18 protein-coding genes, 1 tRNA gene and 1 pseudogene are annotated in these 21,854 nt (G+C 66.8%); 9 read left to right on the top strand and 11 right to left on the bottom strand.

All coding sequences use genetic code 11. The features are described 5' to 3' along the window. Positions 1-55 precede the first annotated feature (55 nt). From pyk to HBE64_RS11245, 3 genes are read left to right on the top strand one after another with little or no spacing between them, the layout of a single operon-like run. A complete protein-coding gene (gene pyk / locus HBE64_RS11255; RefSeq protein ID WP_167101679.1) occupies positions 56-1,474 on the top strand; it encodes a pyruvate kinase in 1,419 nt (472 codons plus the stop codon). A 16-nt stretch (positions 1,475-1,490) separates the two neighbouring features. Further along, complete coding sequence (locus tag HBE64_RS11250) at positions 1,491-2,360, top strand: acyl-CoA thioesterase II (RefSeq protein WP_167101676.1); 870 nt, start codon at positions 1,491-1,493, stop codon at positions 2,358-2,360. Between the two features lie 57 nt (positions 2,361-2,417). Continuing rightward, on the top strand, positions 2,418-3,842 hold the full coding sequence (locus HBE64_RS11245; RefSeq protein WP_167101673.1) for a bifunctional lysylphosphatidylglycerol flippase/synthetase MprF: 1,425 nt from the start codon (positions 2,418-2,420) through the stop codon (positions 3,840-3,842). On the opposite strand, the gene HBE64_RS11240 is transcribed toward HBE64_RS11245, so the two are convergent. From HBE64_RS11240 to HBE64_RS11215, 6 genes are all read right to left on the bottom strand, one after another. Then, positions 3,820-4,338, bottom strand: a complete 519-nt coding sequence (locus HBE64_RS11240; protein WP_167101670.1) for a DUF4190 domain-containing protein — start codon at positions 4,336-4,338, stop codon at positions 3,820-3,822. The two genes, HBE64_RS11245 and HBE64_RS11240, sit on opposite strands and share 23 nt — an antisense overlap. Before the next feature lie 10 nt (positions 4,339-4,348). Continuing rightward, positions 4,349-5,992, bottom strand: a complete 1,644-nt coding sequence (gene cydC, locus HBE64_RS11235; protein ID WP_167101667.1) for a thiol reductant ABC exporter subunit CydC — start codon at positions 5,990-5,992, stop codon at positions 4,349-4,351. Then, a complete protein-coding gene (gene cydD / locus HBE64_RS11230) occupies positions 5,979-7,583 on the bottom strand; it encodes a thiol reductant ABC exporter subunit CydD (RefSeq protein ID WP_167101664.1) in 1,605 nt (534 codons plus the stop codon). Before cydD ends, cydC begins: the two co-directional genes overlap by 14 nt. A 62-nt stretch (positions 7,584-7,645) precedes the next feature. Next, positions 7,646-8,689, bottom strand: coding sequence for a cytochrome d ubiquinol oxidase subunit II (gene cydB, locus HBE64_RS11225; RefSeq protein WP_167101661.1), 1,044 nt, complete (start codon positions 8,687-8,689; stop codon positions 7,646-7,648). Positions 8,690-8,699: 10 nt separating this feature from the next. After that, positions 8,700-10,148: a cytochrome ubiquinol oxidase subunit I gene (locus tag HBE64_RS11220; RefSeq protein WP_167101658.1), complete on the bottom strand. Its 1,449-nt coding sequence runs from the start codon at positions 10,146-10,148 to the stop codon at positions 8,700-8,702. 124 nt (positions 10,149-10,272) lie between these two features. Continuing rightward, positions 10,273-10,881 carry an HdeD family acid-resistance protein gene (locus HBE64_RS11215; protein ID WP_167109077.1) on the bottom strand — a complete coding sequence of 203 codons (609 nt, stop codon included), beginning with the start codon at positions 10,879-10,881 and terminating at the stop codon, positions 10,273-10,275. 308 nt (positions 10,882-11,189) lie between these two features. Here HBE64_RS11215 and HBE64_RS11210 point away from each other — a divergent pair, with 308 nt between their 5' ends. From HBE64_RS11210 to HBE64_RS11200, 3 genes are read left to right on the top strand one after another with little or no spacing between them, the layout of a single operon-like run. Beyond that, positions 11,190-12,059: an ABC transporter substrate-binding protein gene (locus HBE64_RS11210; protein WP_371744147.1), complete on the top strand. Its 870-nt coding sequence runs from the start codon at positions 11,190-11,192 to the stop codon at positions 12,057-12,059. A 5-nt stretch (positions 12,060-12,064) separates the two neighbouring features. Then, positions 12,065-12,988 (top strand): amino acid ABC transporter permease, encoded by a 924-nt coding sequence (locus HBE64_RS11205; RefSeq protein ID WP_167101651.1) that lies wholly within the window; start codon positions 12,065-12,067, stop codon positions 12,986-12,988. Then, positions 12,985-13,749 carry an amino acid ABC transporter ATP-binding protein gene (locus tag HBE64_RS11200; protein WP_167101648.1) on the top strand — a complete coding sequence of 255 codons (765 nt, stop codon included), beginning with the start codon at positions 12,985-12,987 and terminating at the stop codon, positions 13,747-13,749. Before HBE64_RS11205 ends, HBE64_RS11200 begins: the two co-directional genes overlap by 4 nt. Before the next feature lie 3 nt (positions 13,750-13,752). On the opposite strand, the gene HBE64_RS11195 is transcribed toward HBE64_RS11200, so the two are convergent. The 3 genes and pseudogenes from HBE64_RS11195 to HBE64_RS11185 form a co-directional block, all read right to left on the bottom strand. Beyond that, the gene (locus HBE64_RS11195) at positions 13,753-14,994 is read right to left on the bottom strand and encodes an adenylate/guanylate cyclase domain-containing protein (protein ID WP_167109075.1); all 1,242 of its coding nucleotides are present in this window, start codon (positions 14,992-14,994) and stop codon (positions 13,753-13,755) included. A gap of 23 nt (positions 14,995-15,017) precedes the next feature. Further along, positions 15,018-16,018: pseudogene (speB, locus tag HBE64_RS11190) on the bottom strand (agmatinase); the annotation flags it as partial. After that, positions 16,015-17,475, bottom strand: a complete 1,461-nt coding sequence (locus tag HBE64_RS11185; protein WP_167101642.1) for a cytosine permease — start codon at positions 17,473-17,475, stop codon at positions 16,015-16,017. The gene HBE64_RS11185 and the pseudogene speB, both read right to left, overlap by 4 nt. 128 nt (positions 17,476-17,603) lie before the next feature. Here HBE64_RS11185 and HBE64_RS11180 point away from each other — a divergent pair, with 128 nt between their 5' ends. Beyond that, the gene (locus HBE64_RS11180; RefSeq protein WP_167101640.1) at positions 17,604-19,079 is read left to right on the top strand and encodes a PucR family transcriptional regulator; all 1,476 of its coding nucleotides are present in this window, start codon (positions 17,604-17,606) and stop codon (positions 19,077-19,079) included. Beyond that, a complete protein-coding gene (locus HBE64_RS11175) occupies positions 19,076-19,873 on the top strand; it encodes a nitrilase-related carbon-nitrogen hydrolase (protein ID WP_167101637.1) in 798 nt (265 codons plus the stop codon). Before HBE64_RS11180 ends, HBE64_RS11175 begins: the two co-directional genes overlap by 4 nt. Positions 19,874-19,919: 46 nt before the next feature. Here HBE64_RS11175 and HBE64_RS11170 read toward each other — a convergent pair whose 3' ends face one another. Both HBE64_RS11170 and HBE64_RS11165 read right to left on the bottom strand, forming a co-directional pair. After that, positions 19,920-20,735, bottom strand: coding sequence for a polysaccharide deacetylase family protein (locus HBE64_RS11170; RefSeq protein ID WP_167109073.1), 816 nt, complete (start codon positions 20,733-20,735; stop codon positions 19,920-19,922). Positions 20,736-20,884: 149 nt separating this feature from the next. Then, a tRNA-Leu gene (locus tag HBE64_RS11165) sits at positions 20,885-20,961 on the bottom strand. 114 nt (positions 20,962-21,075) lie between these two features. On the opposite strand from HBE64_RS11165, the gene HBE64_RS11160 reads away from it, so the two are divergent. After that, a complete protein-coding gene (locus HBE64_RS11160; protein ID WP_167101634.1) occupies positions 21,076-21,705 on the top strand; it encodes an ANTAR domain-containing response regulator in 630 nt (209 codons plus the stop codon). The last annotated feature ends 149 nt before the right edge of the window (positions 21,706-21,854 follow it).

Below are 21,854 nucleotides of genomic sequence, written 5' to 3'. Positions count from 1 at the left end.
CACCGCGGTCTGTATCGGTCGAGATGCCCGTGAACCGCGACTATGCTGAGGCGTCGTGACTAGACGCGGCAAGATTGTCTGTACTCTCGGCCCGGCCACGAGCACCGATGAGTCGGTGAAGGCTCTCGTCGAGGTGGGCATGGACGTCGCCCGCCTGAACTTCAGCCACGGCGACTACGCCGACCACGAGGCCGCCTACAACCGGGTTCGCAAAGCGTCGAACTCCACCGGCCGGGCTGTCGGCATTCTCGCCGATCTGCAAGGCCCCAAGATCCGCCTCGGCCGCTTCGCCGAGGGCCCCACGTACTGGGCGAACGGCGAGACCGTCCGCATCACGGTCGAGGACTGTGAAGGCAACCACGACCGGGTCTCGACCACCTACAAGCAGCTGTCGAAAGACGCCCAGCCCGGCGACCGGTTGCTCATCGACGACGGCAAGGTGGCCCTGGTCGTCGAACACATCGACGGCGACGACGTGGTGTGCACCGTCACCGAGGGCGGCCCGGTCAGCAACAACAAGGGTCTGTCGCTGCCCGGTATGAACGTGTCGGTGCCCGCGCTGTCGGAAAAGGACATCGACGACCTCGAGTTCGCGCTTCGTCTCGGGGTGGACCTGGTGGCGCTGTCGTTCGTCCGGTCGCCCGCCGACGCCGAACTGGTGCACGAGGTCATGGACCGGGTGGGCCGGCGCGTCCCGGTGATCGCCAAGCTGGAGAAGCCCGAGGCGGTCGACAATCTCGAGGCGATCGTGCTGGCCTTCGACGCGGTGATGGTGGCCCGCGGCGATCTGGGCGTCGAGCTGCCCCTCGAAGAGGTGCCGCTGGTGCAGAAGCGGGCCATCCAGATGGCCCGGGAGAACGCCAAGCCGGTGATCGTGGCCACCCAGATGCTCGAGTCGATGATCGAGAACTCCCGCCCGACCCGTGCCGAGGCCTCTGACGTCGCCAACGCCGTGATGGACGGCGCCGACGCGGTGATGCTGTCCGGGGAGACCTCGGTGGGCAAGTTCCCGCTCGAGGCGGTGCGTACCATGGCGCGGATCATCTCGGCGGTCGAGGAGAACTCCACCGCCGCGCCGCCGCTGACCCACGTGCCCCGCACCAAACGCGGCGTCATCTCCTACGCCGCCCGCGATATCGGTGAACGCCTCGACGCCAAGGCGCTGGTGGCGTTCACCCAGTCCGGCGACACCGTGCGCAGGCTCGCCCGGCTGCACACCCCGTTGCCGTTATTGGCGTTCACGGCGCTGCCGGAGGTGCGCAGCCAGCTGGCGCTGACCTGGGGAACCGAGACGTTCATCGTTCCGCACATGAAGGCCACCGACGACATGATCCGTCAGGTCGACCATTCCCTGCTGGAGCTGGGCCGCTACAAGCGCGGCGATCTGGTTGTCATCGTCGCGGGCGCTCCGCCGGGCACAGTAGGCTCGACGAACCTGATCCACGTCCACCGCATCGGTGAGGACGACCACTAGACCCCGGGAGCCAGACTTGGCCAGCGCGGACCTCGACGACCTGCTGGCCATTCTCGACCTTCGTCCCATCGGTGACGACGTGTTCGCCGGGGCCCATCCGCGCAAGAATCCGGTGCGGACCTTCGGCGGGCAGTTGATGGCCCAGGCCTTCGTCGCCGCCACCAGAACCCTCGCTCACGACCTGCCGCCCACGGCGTTGTCGGTGCACTTCATCGCCGGTGGCGACCCGGCCGCCGACATCGAGTTCCACGTGGTCCGGCTGCGCGACGAGCGTCGTTTCGCCAATCGGCGCGTCGACGCCATCCAGGACGGCAAGCTGCTGGCCACCGCCCTGGTGTCCTACCTGGCCGGCGGGCGCGGGCTGGAGCACAACACCGAGATGCCTGCCGACCTGCCCGACCCGGCCACCCTGCCGACGATCGACGATCTGCTCGTCGGATACGAGGAGGTCGTGCCGCATTTCGTCACCGCGCTGCGGCCGATCGAATGGCGCTACACCAACGATCCCGCCTGGGTGATGCGGGACAAGGGCGGGCAACTGGCCCACAACCGGGTCTGGCTCAAGGCCGACGGTGTGATGCCCGAGGATCCGACGCTGCACACCGCCGCGATGGTGTACTCCTCGGACACCACGGTGTTGGACTCGATCATCACGACGCACGGGCTGTCCTGGGGGTGGGACCGGATCTTCGCCGTCACCATCAACCATTCGATCTGGTTCCATCGGCAGGTCGACTTCTCCGAGTGGGTGCTGTATTCGACGGGTTCGCCGGTGGCCGCCGAGTCCCGCGGGCTGGGCACCGGGCACTTCTTCAGCCGCGCGGGCGAGGTGGTGGCGACGGTCGTCCAGGAGGGGATCGTCAAGCACTTCCCGAGTAATCCCTGACCGCAGGCGTACTGTTTACCTGTTTGAAGGACGTTGTTGAACCTGGGGGAAGGTGCAATGACCGAGCCGCCGCTGCAGGTCGCGCCGCGCTTACGCGCGCGCGAGCGGGTGGTCATGCACGTCGACTCTCCGGCTGCCCGTTGGACCGGGGCACTCGGTCTTCTCATCGCGGCCAGCTGGCTGGTCACCCTGCTGGCCCGCTCCCACCACCACGAGAACTGGCACGCCGACGGGAGGCTGGCCTGGTCCCTGACCATTCTGGCCGCGGTCACCCTGATCGCACGCGGGATCTTCTTAGGCCGGCCGGTGACCGCCGCGCACGCTGCAGGCGCCGGGGTAGCGGTGTTGGCGGGCTTGGGGGCCCACATCGTGGCGTTCGACGTGCTGGGCAACGTTTTGATCGCCGCTTCGGGACTGGTGCTGATGTGGCCCACCACGATGCGGCCGCAGCCCGAGGAACTGCCGAGGATCTGGGCGCTGGTCTCCCAGACAAGCGGCGACCCGTTGGCGCCGTTCGCGATGCTGGCACAGAAGAGCTACCACTTCAGCGCGGACGGCACGGCGGCCATCGCCTACCGCACACGGCTGGGATACGCGGTCGTCAGCGGGGACCCGATCGGTGACGACACCCGGTTCGAGGAGCTCGTCGCCGACTTCGTGACGATGTGCCACGCGCACGGTTGGCGGGTTGTGATCCTGGGGTGCAGCCAACGCCGTCTGGGACTGTGGACCGATCCGGCGACGGTGGGCCAGACCCTGCGCCCGGTTCCCATCGGACGTGACGTGGTCATCGACGTCGCGGCGTTCGACATGGTCGGGCGCCGATTCCGTAATCTGCGCCAGGCCGTGCAGCGCACCCACAACTTCGGGATGACCACCGAGATCGTCGCCGAACAGGATCTCGACGACGCCCAGATCGCCGAGCTGACCGACATCCTGTTGTCGTCGGTGAAGGGCTCGCGCACCGAGCGCGGGTTCTCGATGATCCTCGATGGTGCCCTCACCGGCCGTTACCCGGGCATCCTGCTCATCGTCGCCCGCGACGCTTCCGGTCGGGTGCAGGGCTTTCACCGCTACGCGGTGGCCGGGGGTGGCAGCGACGTCACCCTCGATGTGCCGTGGCGTCGCCGAGGTGCGCCCAACGGAATCGACGAACGACTGTCGGTCGACATGATCGAGGCGATGAAAGCCGCTGGCGCGCAACGACTCTCGCTGGCGTTCGCGGCGTTCCCGGAGATCTTCAACGACAAGGAACGCGGGCCGCTGAGCAGCTTCTTCTACACCGCGATCCACCTCGGCGACTCATTGATCGCACTGGAGTCCCTGTATCGCTACCTGCGGAAGTTCCATGCCCTTGGCGATCGCCGCTATGTACTGCTGTCGATGAGCCAGGTGCTGCCGCTGCTGGTGGTGTTGCTGTCGTTGGAGTTCATGCCTCGGCGGCGGCAGATGACCGCGGCTATGGCGTCGGCGTCAGGGTGACGCTGAACTGGTTCTCCACGGACTGGCGGAACTCGTTCTCGCAGAGCCGCTGAGCGGTTTTGTCCGGGCCGGCCTTGCTCAGGCAGTCGAAGTAGTCGCCGACACCGGTGTCCTTCAACGCGTTGACGTAGATGACGATGAAGACCAGGCCGATGATGATGGCCACGAATCCGAGTACCACGCCCGCCAGGGCGATTCCGCCGTTGTCGGCCTCACCCCGCTTGACGCGCCCGCGCGCGGCGAACCCGATGATGACGGCCACGATGCCCAGGACGACGCCGCCGACGACGGTGAACGACGACACCAGCGCGACGATCGCGGTAACCAGCGCCGCGACGCCCAGCCCGTTGCGTGGAGCGGCGGGTGGGGGCGTGTAACCGGCGTATGGCTGTGGCGGCGGCGGGGGATAGCCCTGGTATGGCCCGCTCGGGTAGGGGTACGGGTATGGGTACGGCGGCGGAGCCGGTTGCTGAGGCGTGTTGGAGGGCTCAGTCATGGTGAGCACGTTACCCGTCGTTGCTGACCGATAGTCGCGGACAGGTGATGTCGTCGCCTAGCTGGTGTGTCGCGACCACAACGGTGCGCGATGCTGATATCAGACCGTTGCGCGTGCTGAGCAGTGCGGCCAGGACGCGGTGTGCGTCGGCCGCGTCGAGATGTTCGGTCGGTTCATCGAGCAGCACCACCGGCGCGGGGCACAGCAGCACCCGGGCCAGCAGCAGGCGGCGCCGCTGGCCGGCCGATACCGCCGCGGCGCCCCCGAGCAAAACGGTGTTCAATCCGTCGGTGAGCCCGGCCAGCCAGTCTCCGAGGCCGACCACCCCGAGGGCGTGCATGAGCTCCTGGTCGGTGCAGTCACCCCGGGCGACGAGCATATTGTCTCGCACCGTGGTGGCGAACAGGTGGGCGTCCTCGGCGAAAAAGCATACCGCGCTGCGTAATTGGGACTCCGTCATGGTTCCCGTGGCAGTACCGTCGATTGTCACCTCGCCGCTCCGCGGCGGCAGTATGCCCGCCAGCGTCATCAGCAGTGCCGTCTTGCCGACACCGCTTCGGCCGGTGATCGCCAGCCGGGTGCCGGGCGGGAGATCGATTGTGAGACTGGGCGGTTCGGGTCCGCCCGGGTAGCCGGCCCGGACGTCCACTGCGCGCAGGTGCGGGGTCGTCGCCGGGGTGGCGATGGTGGTGGCGGCGGTGGCAGCGGGTACGAGGTCGGCGACGTGTGCCGCGGCGATGCGCGCCCGCGCCAGTGCCACCGCGGCGCCCGGTAACGCACCGGTGGCCTCGAACGCCGACAGCGGCAGCAACATCAGCACCGCCAGCGTGGTGGGTGCGGTGGTCGCGGCGAGCGTTATCCCGATCACGACCGCACCGATCACGCTGGTCCCGACCGCCGCGGTCGGTACCGCTGCCGCCAGAGCTGCCGGTGCGGCGGCGCGATCGAGCGCGGCACCCCAATCACGCTGGCGCGCCGATGCTTCGGCGATCACCGCGGGCAGCCGCCCGGCGACGCGGAGTTCGCTCGCGTGGTCGAGCGCGGTCATCGCCGCGGTGTCGCGGCCGGCATGGTGTCGGCGCGCCGCCTGTTCGGAAGCGCGGACCGCGCGGCCGGCCAGCCAGGGTGCCAGTAGCCCCGCGATCAGCAGGCAGGCCGCCAGCACGAGTGCCGCGGCGGGCGAGATCAGGGCGATGACGGTCGTCGCCGCGATGCCCAGAACCACGGCCACGCCGATCGGGACCAGGGCGCGCACCAGGACATCGGCCAGGGTGTCGACGTCGGCGCCGACCCTGGTGAGCAGTTCGCCGCCGTGCAACCGCGCGGTGATCTCCGGCGGCCCGTACGCCAGCCTGCGGTAGATCTCGCTGCGGGCGTTCTCGGCGGCACGCAGTGCGGTGTCGTGGGAGGCCAGCCGTTCGCTGTAGCCCAGGACGCCGCGCGAGATGCCGAACGTGCGCACCGCCACCACCGCGATCGACAGGTCGAGCACCGGCGGCATCTGCCACGCCCTGGTGATCAGCCACGCCGAGACGCCGGCCAGGGCCAGTGCGCTGCCCAGGGACAGGGCGCCGAGTGTGACGGCCAGTAGCAGTCGTGGCAGCCGCGGACGTAGCAGGGGCAGCGCTGTCCGCAGCAGGTCAGAGCCGGGCATGGCGGTCCGCCTGCATGGTGATCACGCGATCGGCGATCGCGACCGCGCTGTCGTGGTGCGCGACCATCACCACCGTCGCTCCGTCAGCGGCCCGGGCGGCGATGGCCTCCAGCACCGCCGCCTCGGTGGCCTGATCCAGGTGTGCGGTGGGTTCGTCGAGCAACAGGACCCGAGCCGGTGACGCGAGTGCCCGGGCCAGGCCGAGGCGCTGCCGTTGCCCCAGAGACAGGCCGGTCCCGGCCCGCCCCAGCACGGTGTCCATGCCGTTCGGCAACGCGGCGATGACCTCGTCGAAACCGGATGAGCAACAAGCGGATTCGACGTCGGCAAGCTCGCCGAACAGGGCCAGGTTGGCTGCCACGGTGCCGGGGATGACGACCGGCCGCTGTGCCAGCCAGACGAGTTGCCGCCACCACGATGTGAGGTCGAGGTCGGCGACGTCGACACCCTCGACGGTGACTCGTCCGGACGCCGGCGTGACCAGACCGGCGATGAGCTGCAAGGTGGTGCTCTTGCCCGTGCCGTTGGGTCCGGTCAACACGGTGACCTGTCCCGGCTCGCAGCGGCCGGACAGTCGTGCCGGTGCCAACCCGTCGCGTCCGGCCACCGAGACGTCCTCGAGTGCGATGGTGACGGCGTTCGTGGTCACCGTGCGGATACCGCGCGGCGGTGTCGTGCTCTGCTCGATCAGCGCGAAGGCGTTGTCGGCGGCGGTCTTTCCGTCCTGTGCTGCGTGGAACTCCACTCCGACCCGGCGCAGCGGCCAGAATACGTCGGGCGCCAGCAGCAGAACCGTCAGGCCGGCGGCCAACGTCATCTCACCGAACACCAGCCGCAACCCGATGCTCACGGCGACCAGGGCGACACCCAACGTCGCGATGAGCTCGAGAACCAACGACGACAGGAAGGCGATCCGCAGGGTCGCAAGTGCCGAACGCCGATGAGCGGCGCCCAGTTTCGCGATGCGGTCGACCGGCCCGTCGGCCCTGCCGAGCGCCCGCAGGGTCGGGATGCCGGCGATGAGGTCCATCAGCCGGGCCTGCAGGGTGCTCATCGCGGTCAGCGCCGCCGCCGAGCGTTCGGCGGTGGCCAGTCCGATGAGCACCATGAAGACCGGGATCAGCGGCAGGGCGATCACGACGATCACGGCCGACTGCAGGTCGTAGAAGGCGATGACCGCGATGCTGGCCGGGGTCAGGACGACCGCGAGGAACAGTGCGGGCAGGTAGGCGGTGAAGTAGGGCCGCAGCTTGTCCAGCCCGGTGGTCACCAGGGTCGCGGCCGCGTCACGCCGGGCCTGTTGGTCGGCAGGCGGCAGGGCGGTCACCGCGCTCAGTACCTGGCCGCCCAGGTCGCCGATCACCGCGCTGGCGCCGCGCTGACCGAGCCTGCCCTGCAGCCAGTGGGCGGTGGTGCGGAGCGCCCACAGCGTGACCAGAAGTGCCAGTTCCCAACGCCAGTGCCCGATGGTGCGGGTGGCCGGATCGGTGATGACACCGGCCACCAGGTGACCCAGGATCACGGCGGCGCCGATCGCGCAGCCCGCGACGACGGTCCCGCACGCGACGCTGGCGACCAGGAAGGGGCGCACCGCAGGGGAGGCCCGCCACAGCCGTGGATCAAGCGGGCCCGATCGCCGTCGATCGTCTCGGGTCAGGGCACCCGCCTCAGCGGCAGCCCGATGGACGGCGGGATCGCCTCGGCGAAGATCCGTTTCCGGAACACCCAGTAGGTCCAGCCCTGGTAGAGCAGCACGAGCGGAGTGAAAATCACTGCAGCCCAGGTCATCACCTTCAAGGTGTACGGACTCGACGAACCGTTGACGATGGTGATGCTGTAGGCCGGGTCGATCGTCGACGGCACCAGGTTGGGGTAGAGGCAGCCGAACAGCAGGACCACGACCGCTGCGACCACGATGGTGGTCGACAGGAACGCCCATCCTTCACGGCCGGCACCGACGGCGGCCACTGCTGCCAACTGGGCGACGACGGCGAGTGCGACCAGCGCCCACGTCCACGACTTCCCGTGTGCCAGTTGTGTCCACAGGCCGAATCCGGCGACCAGGGCCGAGGTCGGAACGCTGAGCTTGCGTGCCAGCCGCACGGCATCGTGACGGACGTCGCCGCCGGTCTTGAGCGCCAGGAACACCGCGCCGTGGAACAGGAACAGTGCGCAGGTGGCCAGGCCGCCCGACAGGGTGTACGGATTGACCACGTCGGTGAACGTCAGTCCGGTGACGTTCTTGTCGGGGCCGACGGGCAGTCCGCTGACCAGGACGGCGAACGCGACTCCCCACAGGATGGCCGGTAGCCAGGAGCCCACGGCGATGCCGATATCGCACCAGCTCCGCCACCGGGGATCGTTGATCTTGCCGCGCCATTCGATCGCCACGATGCGGGCGATCATCGCCAGCAGGATGACCAGCAGCGGCAGGTAGAGGCTGGAGAATACGGTGGCATACCAGTTCGGGAATGCCGCGAACATGGCACCGCCGGCGGTGATCAGCCAGACCTCGTTGCCGTCCCATACCGGGCCGATCGTGTTCAGCACGGCCCTGCGGTGAGATTCGATGTCTCCCTTGCCGGCTCGGCCGAGCCACTCCATGAGCATCCCGACACCGAAGTCGAAGCCCTCCAGGACGAAGAAGCCCAGGAACAGCACCGCCACGATGCCGAACCAGAATTGCTGCAGGCTCATGATCACCTCCTCAGTAGGCGAACGACAGGGGGGCTACCTCGTCTTCGCCGGGCGGCGACGGCGGCGCGGGCTCGGAGTCGTGCTCCTGCGGGCCGGCCACCACGTAGCGCCGGATCAGGTAGAACCAGATCACCGCGAGCACGGCGTAGATCAAGGTGAACGAGATCAGCGACACCCACACCAGGCCGGGCCCGTGCAGCGACACCCCCTGGCGCACGGTGAGCCGAACCAGTTGGTCGCCATCAGGATTGGGGGCCACTACCCATGGCTGCCGGCCCATCTCGGTGAACACCCAGCCGGAGATCGAGGCCAGGAACGGTGTCGGGATGGTCCACACCGCGAAGCGCGACAACCAGCGCTGCTGGGGCACGCGGCCGCGGCGGGTGAGCCACAGCACGCTCACGGCGAACAGGAATGGGATCGCCATCAGGCCGATCATCGCGCGGAACGACCAGTACGTGACGAACAGGTTGGGCACATACCAGTCCGGGCCGAACCGCTGTTGGTATTGCTGCTGAAGGTCTTTGGCGCCTTCCAGCGTCACCCCGCTGAACTTGCCCTCGGCCAGGAACGGCAGCACGTAGGGCACCTCGATGACGCGGGTGATGCTGTCACAGTTGTTGTGCGTCCCGACGGTCAGGATCGAGAACTTCGGGTCGAGTTCGGTGTGGCACAGCGATTCCGCGGCGGCCATCTTCATCGGCTGCTGATGGAACATCAGCTTGCCCTGGACGTCGCCGGTGAAGAACAGTCCGAACGAGGCGACGATCGCTACCCCGGCACCCAGGATCGCGCCGGGCCGGTAGAGCACGGCGGCATCGGGAGTTCCCTTGGCGCGCACCATCCACCATGCGCACACTGCGGCAACGAATGTCGCCGCAGTCAGGAACGACGCTGCCACCGCATGCCAGAACGCCGCGACGCCGGTGTTGTTGGTGAACAATTCGGTGATGCTCTGCAGCTCCGCCCTTCGGGTCACCGGGTTGTAGCGGGCGCCGACCGGATGCTGCATGAACGAGTTGGCCGTGATGATGAAGAAGGCCGACAGGTTGACCGCGAATGCGACCAGCCAGATCGAGGTCAGATGCAGCCATTTGGGGATTCTGTTCCAGCCGAAGATCCACAGTCCGATAAAGGTGGATTCCAGGAAGAAGGCGACCAGGGCCTCCAACGCCAATGGCGCGCCGAAGATGTCACCGACAAAGCGCGAATATTCGCTCCAGTTCATGCCGAACTGGAACTCCTGGACGATTCCGGTGGCGACGCCGATGGCGAAGTTGATCAGGAAGATCTTGCCGAAGAACTTGGTCATCCGGTACCACGCCGAATTGCCGGTGACGGCCCACACGGATTGCATCACAGCGATCAAGGGAGCCAGCCCGATCGTCAGCGGTACGAAAATGAAGTGGTAGACGGTCGTAATGCCGAACTGCCACCGTGAAACGTCAAGAGCACCCATAACGCAAGTCTCCCCAGAATGAAAGACCGAAGACGCGGATCGCCTATCTACGACAGAGTGTAGTAGCGATCCGCGCCTTCGGCGCTAGGGTCTTTCGTCCTAGGTGAGCAGCGTCATAGCCGGCTCAGGCTGCTCCGGTGATCCGCTCCCGGAGGTTGTTCGAGGCCTTGCGGATCCCGAAGGAGGACACGATCTCGAACACGCCGATCACGACCAGCCAGATGCCGACGACCAGGGTGAGGGTGGCCAACGACGGGAACGGCGAGGCCAGGACGACGATGCCGGCGATCAGGCTGATGACGCCGACGAAGATCTCCCAGCCACGGCCCGGGGTGTCGGGGTCGCTGATCGCCGAGGCGGCTGTGGCGACACCGCGGAAGATGAAGCCCACGCCGATCCAGATGGCCAGCAGCAGGATCGAGTTCGCGATGCTGCGGAAGCACAGCACCGCCAACACCAGGGCGGCCGCGCCACTGATGAACAGCAGCGCGCGGCTGCCGGCCGACACGTGCAGCGTGAAGGCGTGGAACACCTGGCTGATGCCGCTCACCAACAGGAAGGCGCCGAAGAAGATCGCGGCGACGAGGATCGAGATGCCCGGCCAGACCAGAACCAGGATGCCCAGAACCAGCGACAGGATTCCGGACAGCAGCACAGACTTCCACAGGTGTGGTAGCAGCGGCGGCGCGGCGGTAGGCGCAGAGGTAGTTGTCATGGCCGCAGTGTGACACAGCGTCGCGTCGGCTTTGTGTATTTGAACGCTCGGCGAATTGATTGGGGCCTTAAGTCCCGGTGCATGTTCGCAGTGACGAAACAACCTGATCGGCCGCTCGGACAGCGCGCGAGTATCAACAGGGTTAAGTTTCCCCGTAGGTCGTTCACCATGGCTTAGTGTTCGGGTACCGGCAGTGCGAGCTGGGTCCACGGTCCTCGGCGTCCTGAGCGTGGGGCGCCGGGAGGCCCGAAGCAGAAAGAAGAGTCAACGTGCTTACTGGATGTCAAGACCGTCGGGGGATCGGCCGTTGGTGGCGTGTTGTCGGGGTGGTCGCAGTCGCGGGTTCTCTGGCTCTGTCCGGCTGCAGCAGCAAGACCGAGCCCAGCGCCGGACCGACGGAGTCCACGACTGCCGTCAAGGCCGCCAAGGTCGACGAGATCGCGGCGACTCTGCCTGACGACATCAAGAAGTCGGGCAAGCTCGTCGTCGGCGTGAACATCCCCTATGCGCCCAACGAGTTCAAGGATTCCAGCGGCAAGATCGTCGGCTTCGACGTCGATCTGATGAACGCCATCGCGTCCACCCTGGGCCTGACCGTCGACTACCGCGAATCCGACTTCGCCAAGATCATCCCGTCCATCCAGCAGGGCACCTACAACGTGGGCATGTCGTCGTTCACCGACACCAAGGAACGCCAGGCGTCGGTCGACTTCGTCGACTACTTCAACGCCGGCATCCTCTGGGCGCAGCGCCCCGGCTCGCCGATCGACCCGAACAACGCCTGCGGCAAGAAGGTGGCGGTGCAGGCCACCACCACCGAGGAGACCGACGAACTTCCCGGCAAGAGCAAGAAGTGCACCGACGAAGGCAAGCCGCCGATCGAGATCCTCAAGTTCGACGGCCAGGACGCCGCCACCAACGCGGTGGTGCTGGGCCAGGCCGACGCGATGTCGGCTGACTCGCCGGTGACCGCCTATGCCATCAAGCAGAGCAAGGGCAAGCTCGAGGCCGCAGGTGAGATCTTCGAAGCAGCGCCGTACGGCTGGCCCGTCGCGAAGGGCTCACCGCTGGCACAGTCGTTGCTGAAGGCTCTCGAGCACCTGATCGAGACCGGCGACTACAAAGCGATCGCCAGCAACTGGGGCGTTGAGCAAGGCGCGATCGCGAAGCCGGTCATCAACGGGGCGACCAGCTGAGCAACATGACGAACGTTGACGCGTCCGCCCCACCCGCAATCAACGCCATTCCTCTGCGGCATCCGTGGCGGTGGGTGGGGGCGGGCGTCATCATCGTCCTCTTGGGGCTGTTCCTCTACGGCGCAGCCACCAACCCGGCCTACGGGTGGTCGACGTACCGGGAATACCTGTTCAACGACCGGATCCTGCTGGGTGTCTTCAACACGTTGCAGCTCACCGTCTACGCGATGGCGCTCGGTGTCGTCCTGGGCGTGATCCTGTCGGTGATGCGACTGTCGCCCAACCCGGTGTTCCGGACGGTGTCATGGGTGTTCCTGTGGGTCTTCCGTGGCACACCGGTGTACGTGCAGCTGGTGTTCTGGGGCCTGATCCCGACGATCTACCAGAACATCCAGCTGGGGATCCCGTTCGGGCCGACCTTCTTTCACCTCAACGTGCAGAGTCTGTCGATCCCGTTCCTGCTGGCGATCATCGGCCTGGGCCTCAATGAAGCGGCCTACATGGCCGAGATCATCCGGGCGGGGATCACGTCGGTGCCGGAGGGTCAGTCGGAGGCATCGACGGCGCTCGGCATGTCGTGGGGAATGACCATGCGCCGCACCGTGCTTCCGCAGGCGATGCGGGTCATCATCCCGCCGACAGGCAACGAGCTCATCAGCATGCTGAAAACGACGTCGCTGGTCACCGCCGTGCCGTACTCCTACGACCTGTACAGCATCGCCTCCCGTGAAATCGCCGCCCGCACATTCGAACCCGTGCCTCTGCTGCTGGTGGCGGCATCCTGGTACCTGATCGTCACCAGCATTCTGATGGTCGGGCAGTTCTACCTGGAGAGGTACTTCTCCCGTGGTATCTCGCGGCGGTTGACCTCGAAACAGCTGGAGGCGCTGGCCAAGGCGCAGACCGGCACGGAGGCAGGACACGTATGACAGAGCCGATGGTGCGCGCCGAGCGCGTGTGCAAGGACTTCGGGGCGCTGTCGGTCCTCAAGGGTGTGACCCTGACGGTCGACCGCGGCCAGGTGTTGGTACTCGTCGGGCCGTCGGGCTCCGGCAAGTCGACGTTCCTGCGGTGTATCAATCATCTGGAGACGGTCACGGCCGGCCGGCTCTACGTCGACGGCGATCTGGTGGGATACCGGGAACGTGGGGACAAGCTCCTCGAGATGTCGCCGCGGGATGCCGCCAAACAGCGCCGTGACATCGGGATGGTGTTCCAGCACTTCAACTTGTTTCCACATCGCACCGCAGTGGACAACATCATCGAGGCGCCGATCCACGTCAAGAAGGTCAAGAAGTCCGCAGCTATCGAGCGGGCCCGCGACCTGCTCAACCAGGTGGGCCTGTCGGACAAGGCCGACGCCTACCCGGCGCAGTTGTCCGGTGGTCAGCAGCAGCGCGTCGCCATCGCCCGTGCGCTGGCGATGGATCCCAAGCTGATGCTGTTCGACGAGCCGACCTCGGCGCTGGACCCTGAGCTCGTCGGCGAAGTGCTGAGCGTCATGAAAAAGCTTGCCAGCGAAGGTATGACGATGGTGGTCGTGACCCATGAGATGGGCTTTGCCCGTGAGGTCGCCGATCAGTTGGTGTTCATGGACGGCGGCGTCATCGTCGAGAGCGGCGCGCCCCGGGAAGTGCTGAGCAACCCGCAACACGATCGCACCAAGTTGTTCCTGTCCAAGGTGATGTAGCGGCTAGGTAACCGGAACGGTCTCGGGGGCAACGCTTTTCGTCTCCCGACTGGCGACCAGGTACCAGGTGCACATGATGCCCTTGCCTTTGACGTCGACCTCGCCGCGCTTCTCGAGGACGAACTCGTCCTTGAGGCGCAGGTAGACATTCTCGGGGACCTGGATGCGGCCTTCGGGATCGGTGGATTCCATCCGGGACGCCACGTTGACGGCGTCACCCCACACGTCGTAGAAGAACCGCCGCGCACCGACGACACCGGCCACCACCGGGCCTGAGGCCATCCCGATGCGCAGCGGCACCCGCTGGCCGTTGGGGTCGCGAAGGTCGGACACTGCGCGCGACATGTCCAGAGCCAGCCGGGCCAGCGCCTCGACGTGGTCGTCGCGCGCCTCCGGCACCCCGCTGACCACCATGTAGGAGTCGCCGGTGGTTTTGATCTTCTCCAGGCCGTGCTTGTCCACAAGGCGGTCGAAGGTGGTGTAGAGCCTGTCGAGGAAGCGCACCAGGTCGGCGGCGGGAATCTGGCTCGCGCGTTCGGTGAAGCCGGCGATGTCGGCGAACAGGATTGAGGCCTCGTCGTAGCGATCGGCGATGGTGCCGTGCGCCGGATCCTTGAGCCGTTCCGCGACGCTGCCGGGCAGGATGTTGGCCAGCAGCGCCTCAGACCGTTTGTACTCGACTTCCATGGCGCCTTCGGCGCGGGAAACCTCGCGCATCGCGTACCAGACGGTCGCGAAGATCAGCACCGACGCCGACACCGTGGTGATGACGAAGCCGGCGTTGACGGCCCACCGGGGTTGCAGATGGGTGTCGCCGGGCACCAGGAACTGCGAGGCGATGGTGAGTCCGACCCCGATTGCCACCATGATCGAGGCGAGCACAGCGTGTTCGACGCCGAGCACCAGAACCGCCAGCGACGCCGATACCAGGTAGTAGAACTGCAGACCCGAGTCGGTGCCCACTTGCCAGCCGACCACTGTCAGCGACGCGAACGCGAAGAAGACGAACACCAATGAGGCGATCACCTCGCCGAACGGCTGCAGCAACGGGATGGCGAAGAAGACCAGCGCGGTGCCCAGGTTGATCAGGCCGATGTTGAACACCCCGGGTCCGGTGACGACCTGCATCACCCCGAAACACGCCGTGACGAAGCCGGCGATATAAGTCGCGATGTTGAGCACTCGCATCTGACGGGACACCGACTCGGCCCAGTGCTGATTGCGGGCCGACGGGCGGCGCTGCATACGCTCGCAGTCCGCCTGCCGGGCCGAGTCGTCCGGCGGCACTGGACCAGCGCAGTTCCGCTTGGTGCCCACCCTGGAGAGACTAGCTGTTGGCGGCAAGCACCGACAGCAACTCGTAGCCGACGGTCGCCGCGGCGATTCCGGTGATCTCGGCGTGGTCGTAGGCGGGAGCCACCTCGACGATGTCGGCTCCGACGACGTTGAGGCCGACCAGACCGCGCAAGGTGTTGAGCAGTTCGCGTGACGTCAGGCCGCCCGCTTCCGGAGTTCCGGTGCCCGGGGCATGCGCGGGATCGAGTACGTCGATGTCGACGGAGACGTACACCGGGCCGCCGTCGAGGCGGTTGCGCATGCGTTCGACGATGCTGGCGACCCCGTCGAATTCGTAGTCGTCGGAACGGATCACCTGAAACCCGAGCACGGCGTCGTCCTCGAGGTCGGTCTTGCTGTAGAGCGGCCCGCGGATGCCCATGTGCAGCGACCGCTCCATGTCGATCAGGCCCTCTTCGCTGGCGCGCCGGAACGGGGTGCCGTGGGTGTAGGCGGCGCCGAAGTAGGTGTCCCAGGTGTCGAGATGGGCATCGAAGTGCAGCACCGCGATCCGGCCATGGTCGCGGGCCAGCGAGCGCAGGATCGGCAGCGCGATGGTGTGATCGCCACCGATGGTGAGCAGAGTGGTGCCGTCCTTGCGGAGCTCGGTGATCTCGGTGTCGATCGTGGTGATCGCCTCGTTGATGTCGAACGGGTTGACCGGGATGTCACCGAAGTCGGCCACCTGGTGCGTCGCGAAGGGTTCTACATCCAACGCAGGGTTGAAGGGCCGCAACAACTTTGAGCCCGCACGGACATGTGATGGCCCGAAGCGGGCACCGGGCCGGTACGACACGCCGCTGTCGAACGGCACGCCGACGATCCCGACGGCCGCGCCGGGGACCTCGGAGATCCGGGGGAGCCGGGCGAAGGTGCTGGGCTCGGTGTAACGCGGGAACTTGGTCGCGTCCGTCTGTCCGACGACGTCGGTCATCGTTCCTCCTCGGCAACGGTTTTCGCGATGGCGATCGCATCAGTGGGATCAGCCAGCGCCGGGTTGGCCTCAATCATCGCCAATTCGGCCGTGACATTCAGCGTTCGTGTCACCGCCACGTACGTCACCCCGGCGACCAGCATGCCCACCGCGAAGGCGATGTCGACTTCGCCCATCGCTTCGGCGGCGGGGCCGACGAAGAACGGCAGGTCGACGAACGGGATCTCGGCAGCCACGCCGGCAATGAAGGCGACCAGGCCGCGCCATGACCATGCACCGTAGATTCCGGCCGGAGTGAACAGGTCGGCGATCGCATAGTGCCCGCGGCGGACGAAGAAGTAGTCGGTGAGATTCACCGCGGTCCACGGGGCCAGCAGATACAGCATGAGCAGCAGGGTGGTGTTCAGCGCGCTGGTGGCGTTGGTCAGCGCCAGGCTCATGGCCAGCCACGCGACCGCGAGCACCGCGATCGTGACCACCCGCAGCCGTCGGGTCGGGGCGACCGGCTTGAGCGAGTCGATGGCGGTGACGACGGTCAGCATCCCGCTGTAGGCGTTGAGGCCCATGGTGGCCACCAGAACCAGGGTGGAGACGACGGCAAGGACCGCGCCGAGCACAGGCACAACCTCGTTGCCGGTGGTATTGATGCCCGACAGCGCGTCGGTCGCGCCGAGGTAGGTGGCCATCCAGGCACCCAGCGGAATCAGCCAGGCCGGCGAGGCTGCCGCCCCGACGAACACCGAGGCGATGATCGACGACGGCTTGGTGTCGCGGGGCAGGTAGCGGCTGTAGTCCGATACGTATGGGGCGTAGGTGATGTTGTAGGAGGCTGCGACACTGAACTGCACGAGGAACGCGACCAGGCTGAAACCGCCTGTGGCGGTGGCAGTTCCGGTGACCGAGCCGAAGGCCACACCGAACGTCAGAGCCAGCCACAGCGGCAGCGACAGCCAGAACAGGATGCGGAAGGTCCGGTGCAGCAGGTCGTGTCCGTAGATGGCGAGCAGGGCCGCGGCGGCGGTGATCACCACGGCGACGACCGCGGGGTTCCAGCCGAAGATCGACTCGAGGCCGGACTTGATGATCACGACGTCGACGACGTTGAAGCCGACGAAGGTGAACAGCGTGCCGATCAGGGGCAGAAGCACTCCGCGGTAGCCGAACTGGGCTCGCGACTGGATCATCTGTGGCAAGCCCAGGACCGGCCCCTGGGTGGCGTGGAAGGCCATGAACACCGTGCCGAACGCGATGCCGGCAAGCCCGGCCACGATGGTCCACCACAGCGACAGCCCGAGGCTCGGGCCGACGAAGCCCAGCGCCAGCGTGAAGGGCTGGAAGTTGCCGACGAACCAGAACGGCCCCTGATGGCTGACCTTGCCGTGTCGTTCGTCGTCGGGGACGTAGTCGATGGACCGGGTTTCGATGAGGGACGCGGCGCGGTTGTCGGGAGCGGTCACGTGTCCTCCGGGGTACCTGGTTGCGGTCGTTCATCTCACGATGCGCGGTCGTTGTGGCGTGCAACATGGCGGAATTGTTCAATTCGTCTATTACGGTTGGACGATGTGTACAACCACCGGTGGTCGTGGTGCTCACCGTCGCTGACGTGGTGGGTGAGCCGAGCCTCAATCTGCAGGTTCTCGCCGCGGCCGACCTGACCCGCGCAGTCACCTCGGCTCACGTTTCGGAATTGACCTCACCCGCCGACTGGTTGCGCGGCGGGGAGTTGCTGATGACCGTCGGCCTGCTGCTGCCGATGCGGCGTGCCGACTGTCGCGCCTACGTCCAGGAATGCGCATCGGCCGGGGTTGCGGCACTGGCCCTCGGACTGGGTCACGGACTGCCGTATCAGCACTGCCCCGACCCGCTGATCAGGGCCGCGCGGGAGTCTGGGGTGACCTTGCTGACCGTCCCGGATGAAACGCCGTTCATCGCGGTCACCAAATGGGTGTTCGAGACGATCGCACGGCGGGAACGCCAAGAACTGCAGACCGCGCTGGAGATCAACCGCTCGCTGACCGCAGTTGCCACCAGTTCGGCCCCGCTGGCTTCGCTGCTGTCGGCGTGGTCGCAGGCCAGCACTACGCCGTGCGTCGTCTGCGACGCCGGCGGCCGGATCCTCGGCGCCACGCCCGCCACGGCGCCGGAGGTGGTCGATGCCGCCGTGGCTGCGGTCGCGACGGCACAGCACTCGGGCGCGGGTTGGTCGGTGGTCGAGGGTTTCGAGATACACGCTGTCGGAGCTCGCAACCCGTTGGCCTTCATCGCGCTGGGCGCCGACATGGACCTTCGGTCGCGCAGTTCCTCGACCGTTCTCGTGTCGTTGATCGCCGTCGACATCGAGCGCCGCAACCTTTCCGGGCAAGCCGAGCGGAATCGCCGGTCCCAGGTGTTGGCCCAGTTGCTTCGGCCGGGCCTCAAGCGGGAGCGGGCCGTCCAGCTGGCCTCGTCGGTCGGCCTTGATGCCGCGTGTCAGGTGGCGGTCGTTGCCGCCGACGATGCCGAGTCGCTGGCCTTCCGGTTGCAGACGATTCTGGAGACGTCCCTGGTGCACGTCCGCGGCGATACCGTCGAGATCGCGCACGCCGATCTCACGGCCCTCGTCGAGGCCCTGCGCACCCACGCAGCCGGCCTGCCCTGCGGTGTCGGAGCGCCGACGGAGGCAGACGCGTTGGCGGTCTCGGCCATGCAGGCCAGATCCTTGGTGCCGGTCAGTGCGCGCCTCGGGCGGATCGTGACGGCCAGCGAAGGCGAGACGGTGTCGTTGTTGCTGTCGCTGGGTGACCCCACCGCGGTGCGCGGCTTCGCCGATGCGGTGCTCGCACCACTGGATGCACTGGACCCGCGTGAGCGGCTCGAACTGCTGCGCACCCTCGAATACTGGTTGCGGGCCAACGGCGCGTGGGACCCGGCGGCTGCGCGACTGTCGTTGCACCGCAACACTGTTCGGAATCGCATCGAGCGGATCGCAAGGCTGACCGGTCGGCGCCTCGATGACGGCGACGATCGGATGGAACTCTGGTTGGCGCTCAAAGCCCGCTCAGCGGTTAGCCTGCAGAGGTGACCCGTATCGCCTGCGCCCAGATCGCCCCCGAGGTGGGCCAACTCGAAGCCAATCTTGAGTTGTCGACGGCCGCGATAGCGCAGGCCGTCGCGGCGGGAGCGGACATCGTGGTGTTGCCGGAACTGGCCACCTCGGGATACATGTTCGCCGACGCCGACGAGGCCCGCTCAGTTGCGCTGCGCCCCGGCGCCTCCGCTTTTGACGCGTGGCGGTCGGTGGCCGGTGATGCGGTGGTGATCGGCGGGTTCTGCGAACTCGGCGACGACGGCTTGCTCTACAACAGCGCCCTGGTGGTCGAAGGCGACGGGGTGCTGGCGAGCTATCGCAAGACACATCTATGGGACCGGGAGAAGCTGATCTTCACCCGCGGAGACCGGCTGCCGCCGGTGCTGAAGACACGGCACGGTGTGATCGCCGTAATGGTCTGCTACGACGTGGAATTCGGTGAGCTGACTCGCCGGGCGGCACTTGAAGGCACCGAACTGATTGTGGCGCCTGTTAATTGGCCACTGTTTCCCCGGCCGCAGGGGGAGCGCCCCGGCGAGGTGATCACTGCCATGTCGACGGCCCGGTGCAACAAGATTGCCGTGGCTGTCTGCGACCGGGCCGGGGTGGAGCGCGGGCAGCCCTGGACCGAGGGCAGCGCGATCGTCGACCCCGACGGGTGGGTGGTGGCCGTAGCCGGCGCCGGGCCGGGTTTGGCAATCGCCGACGTCGACTTGAGCCGTACCCACGACAAGACGCTGACCGAACACGTCGACCTGCTCGCCGACCGGCGCACCGACCTCTACTGAGCGTGGGTCGAAACCGCCCCGCGGCGGCCGGCATCGATCCCAGTGATCAGGGTTTCAGGAATACGTCGTTGAGGGTGACGGTGCGCAGGTTGCGTGCGCGGATGATGTCCACAAGCTGCCCGTAGACGTGGGTGACGGGCAGGTGGTTGAGGTGTCCGATCACGATGGTCTGCGGCGTGAAGTATTGGTCGGCCATCTTGACGATGTAGTCCTCGGTGATCAGCGTGGAATCCGACAGCGAACCCGACCACAATGTGGTGGCCGTGTAGCCCAGATCGGCCGCGACGGCGTCGACGGTCGCGTTGTGGTTGCCGTACGGCGGCCGGAAGTAGGGCGCGGCGTCGATCCCGTAGGTGGCTTTCAGAAATCGGTCGTTGCGGGTGATTTCCTCGGCGATGCGTTGCTGCGACACCGTCGTCAGATCCGGGTGTGACCACGTGTGGTTGCCGAGTTGGATCTGCCCGGACTCGACCAGCGGCCGCAGCAACCCCAGGTGCTCGGTCCACGAACCGTATCGGCCATTGACGAAGAACGTCAGCCGGATACCGGTGTCTATGGCGAACTGGGTGTAGAGGCGGACCACCTCCGAGTTGACTCCGTCGTCCACAGTCAGCGCAAGCAGGTCTCCGGTGCCGGGAAGTCTGGTCAGTGCGCCACCGCCCGGCAGCGGAATCCGATTCCCCAGAGGTGGCGGCGCCAACACGGAAGGAGAAGGATTCGACGGACCGGAGATTCCCACTGTCGCCGCGTGTGCCGATGGAGCCGGGAAGGTGCGTGACGGCGCGCCGAGGAACTCGCGGGCCACACCTACACCTGCCACCGTTGCCGCGGCGAGCGCTCCCAGGAAATGACGCCGGTTCACCGTCGCCACAGCGCTGCCTGGGCCGTGATTCCGGGGCTCACAAACGCCGTGTTCACAGCGGCGGACCATACCACCGGCTGGTTAATGATTGATCGGGCAAACGGTGGGGCCCGATGTCGGGGTGGCCGCGAAGGCATATGCACCAGAACTGGTGCCCTCGGTGAGATTCGAACTCACACTGCACGGGTTTTGAATCCGTTTCCTCTGCCAGTTGGGATACGAGGGCGGGGCCGCGTCGCGGCGGTTTTCCACCATAGTGGATGGCGGCGGGAAACCCGCCAAGCGGTGCGCCGAGCGCCCCGAGGTCGCTGTTTGGCCCCAGCCACGCGACAATAGCCTCATGACCGGGTCTACCAACGACGCCGAAGGCCGCACGCCCCACCGTGTTCTGATCGCTGAGGACGAGGCGCTGATCCGGCTGGATTTGGCCGAGATGCTGCGTGAAGAGGGTTACGAAGTCGTCGGCGAGGCCGGTGACGGGCAGGAAGCCGTCGAACTCGCCGAACAGCTGCGCCCTGACCTGGTGATCATGGACGTCAAGATGCCGCGGCGCGACGGCATCGACGCTGCCTCGGAGATCGCGGCCAAGCGCATCGCCCCGATCGTCGTGTTGACCGCATTCAGCCAGCGCGATCTGGTCGAGAAGGCCCGCGACGCCGGCGCGATGGCCTACCTCGTCAAGCCGTTCTCCATTACCGATCTGATCCCGGCCATCGAAGTGGCCGTCAGCCGCTTCGCCGAGGTCGCCGAGCTCGAGCGCGAGGTCGCCAACCTCTCGGACCGGCTGGAGACCCGCAAGCTCGTCGAGCGGGCCAAGGGCCTGCTGCAGAGCAAGCAGGGCATGACCGAGCCGGAAGCCTTCAAATGGATTCAGCGTGCCGCCATGGACCGTCGCACGACGATGAAGCGGGTGGCCGAGGTGGTGCTCGAAACACTCGACGCCCCCGAGGGCACCTCGTCGGAGAACTGAGTCGGCGACGCGCCCCGTTAACTCTGCGTTTCCTGGCCGGTCGGTGGCCGGTGCACGACCGTCCTGACCGCGCCGTTTGGCCTTGACCGCAATATGCTCGCAGCCAGCCGTTAGCCAAGACCACGCGCTGCGGCCCAGCGTTGGCTATG

The organism is Mycobacterium sp. DL592 (assembly GCF_011694515.1).
In the GTDB taxonomy this organism is placed as follows: domain Bacteria; phylum Actinomycetota; class Actinomycetes; order Mycobacteriales; family Mycobacteriaceae; genus Mycobacterium.
Note: the sequence above shows the minus strand (reverse complement) of the source record. Positions and strands in the feature narration are given on the sequence as shown.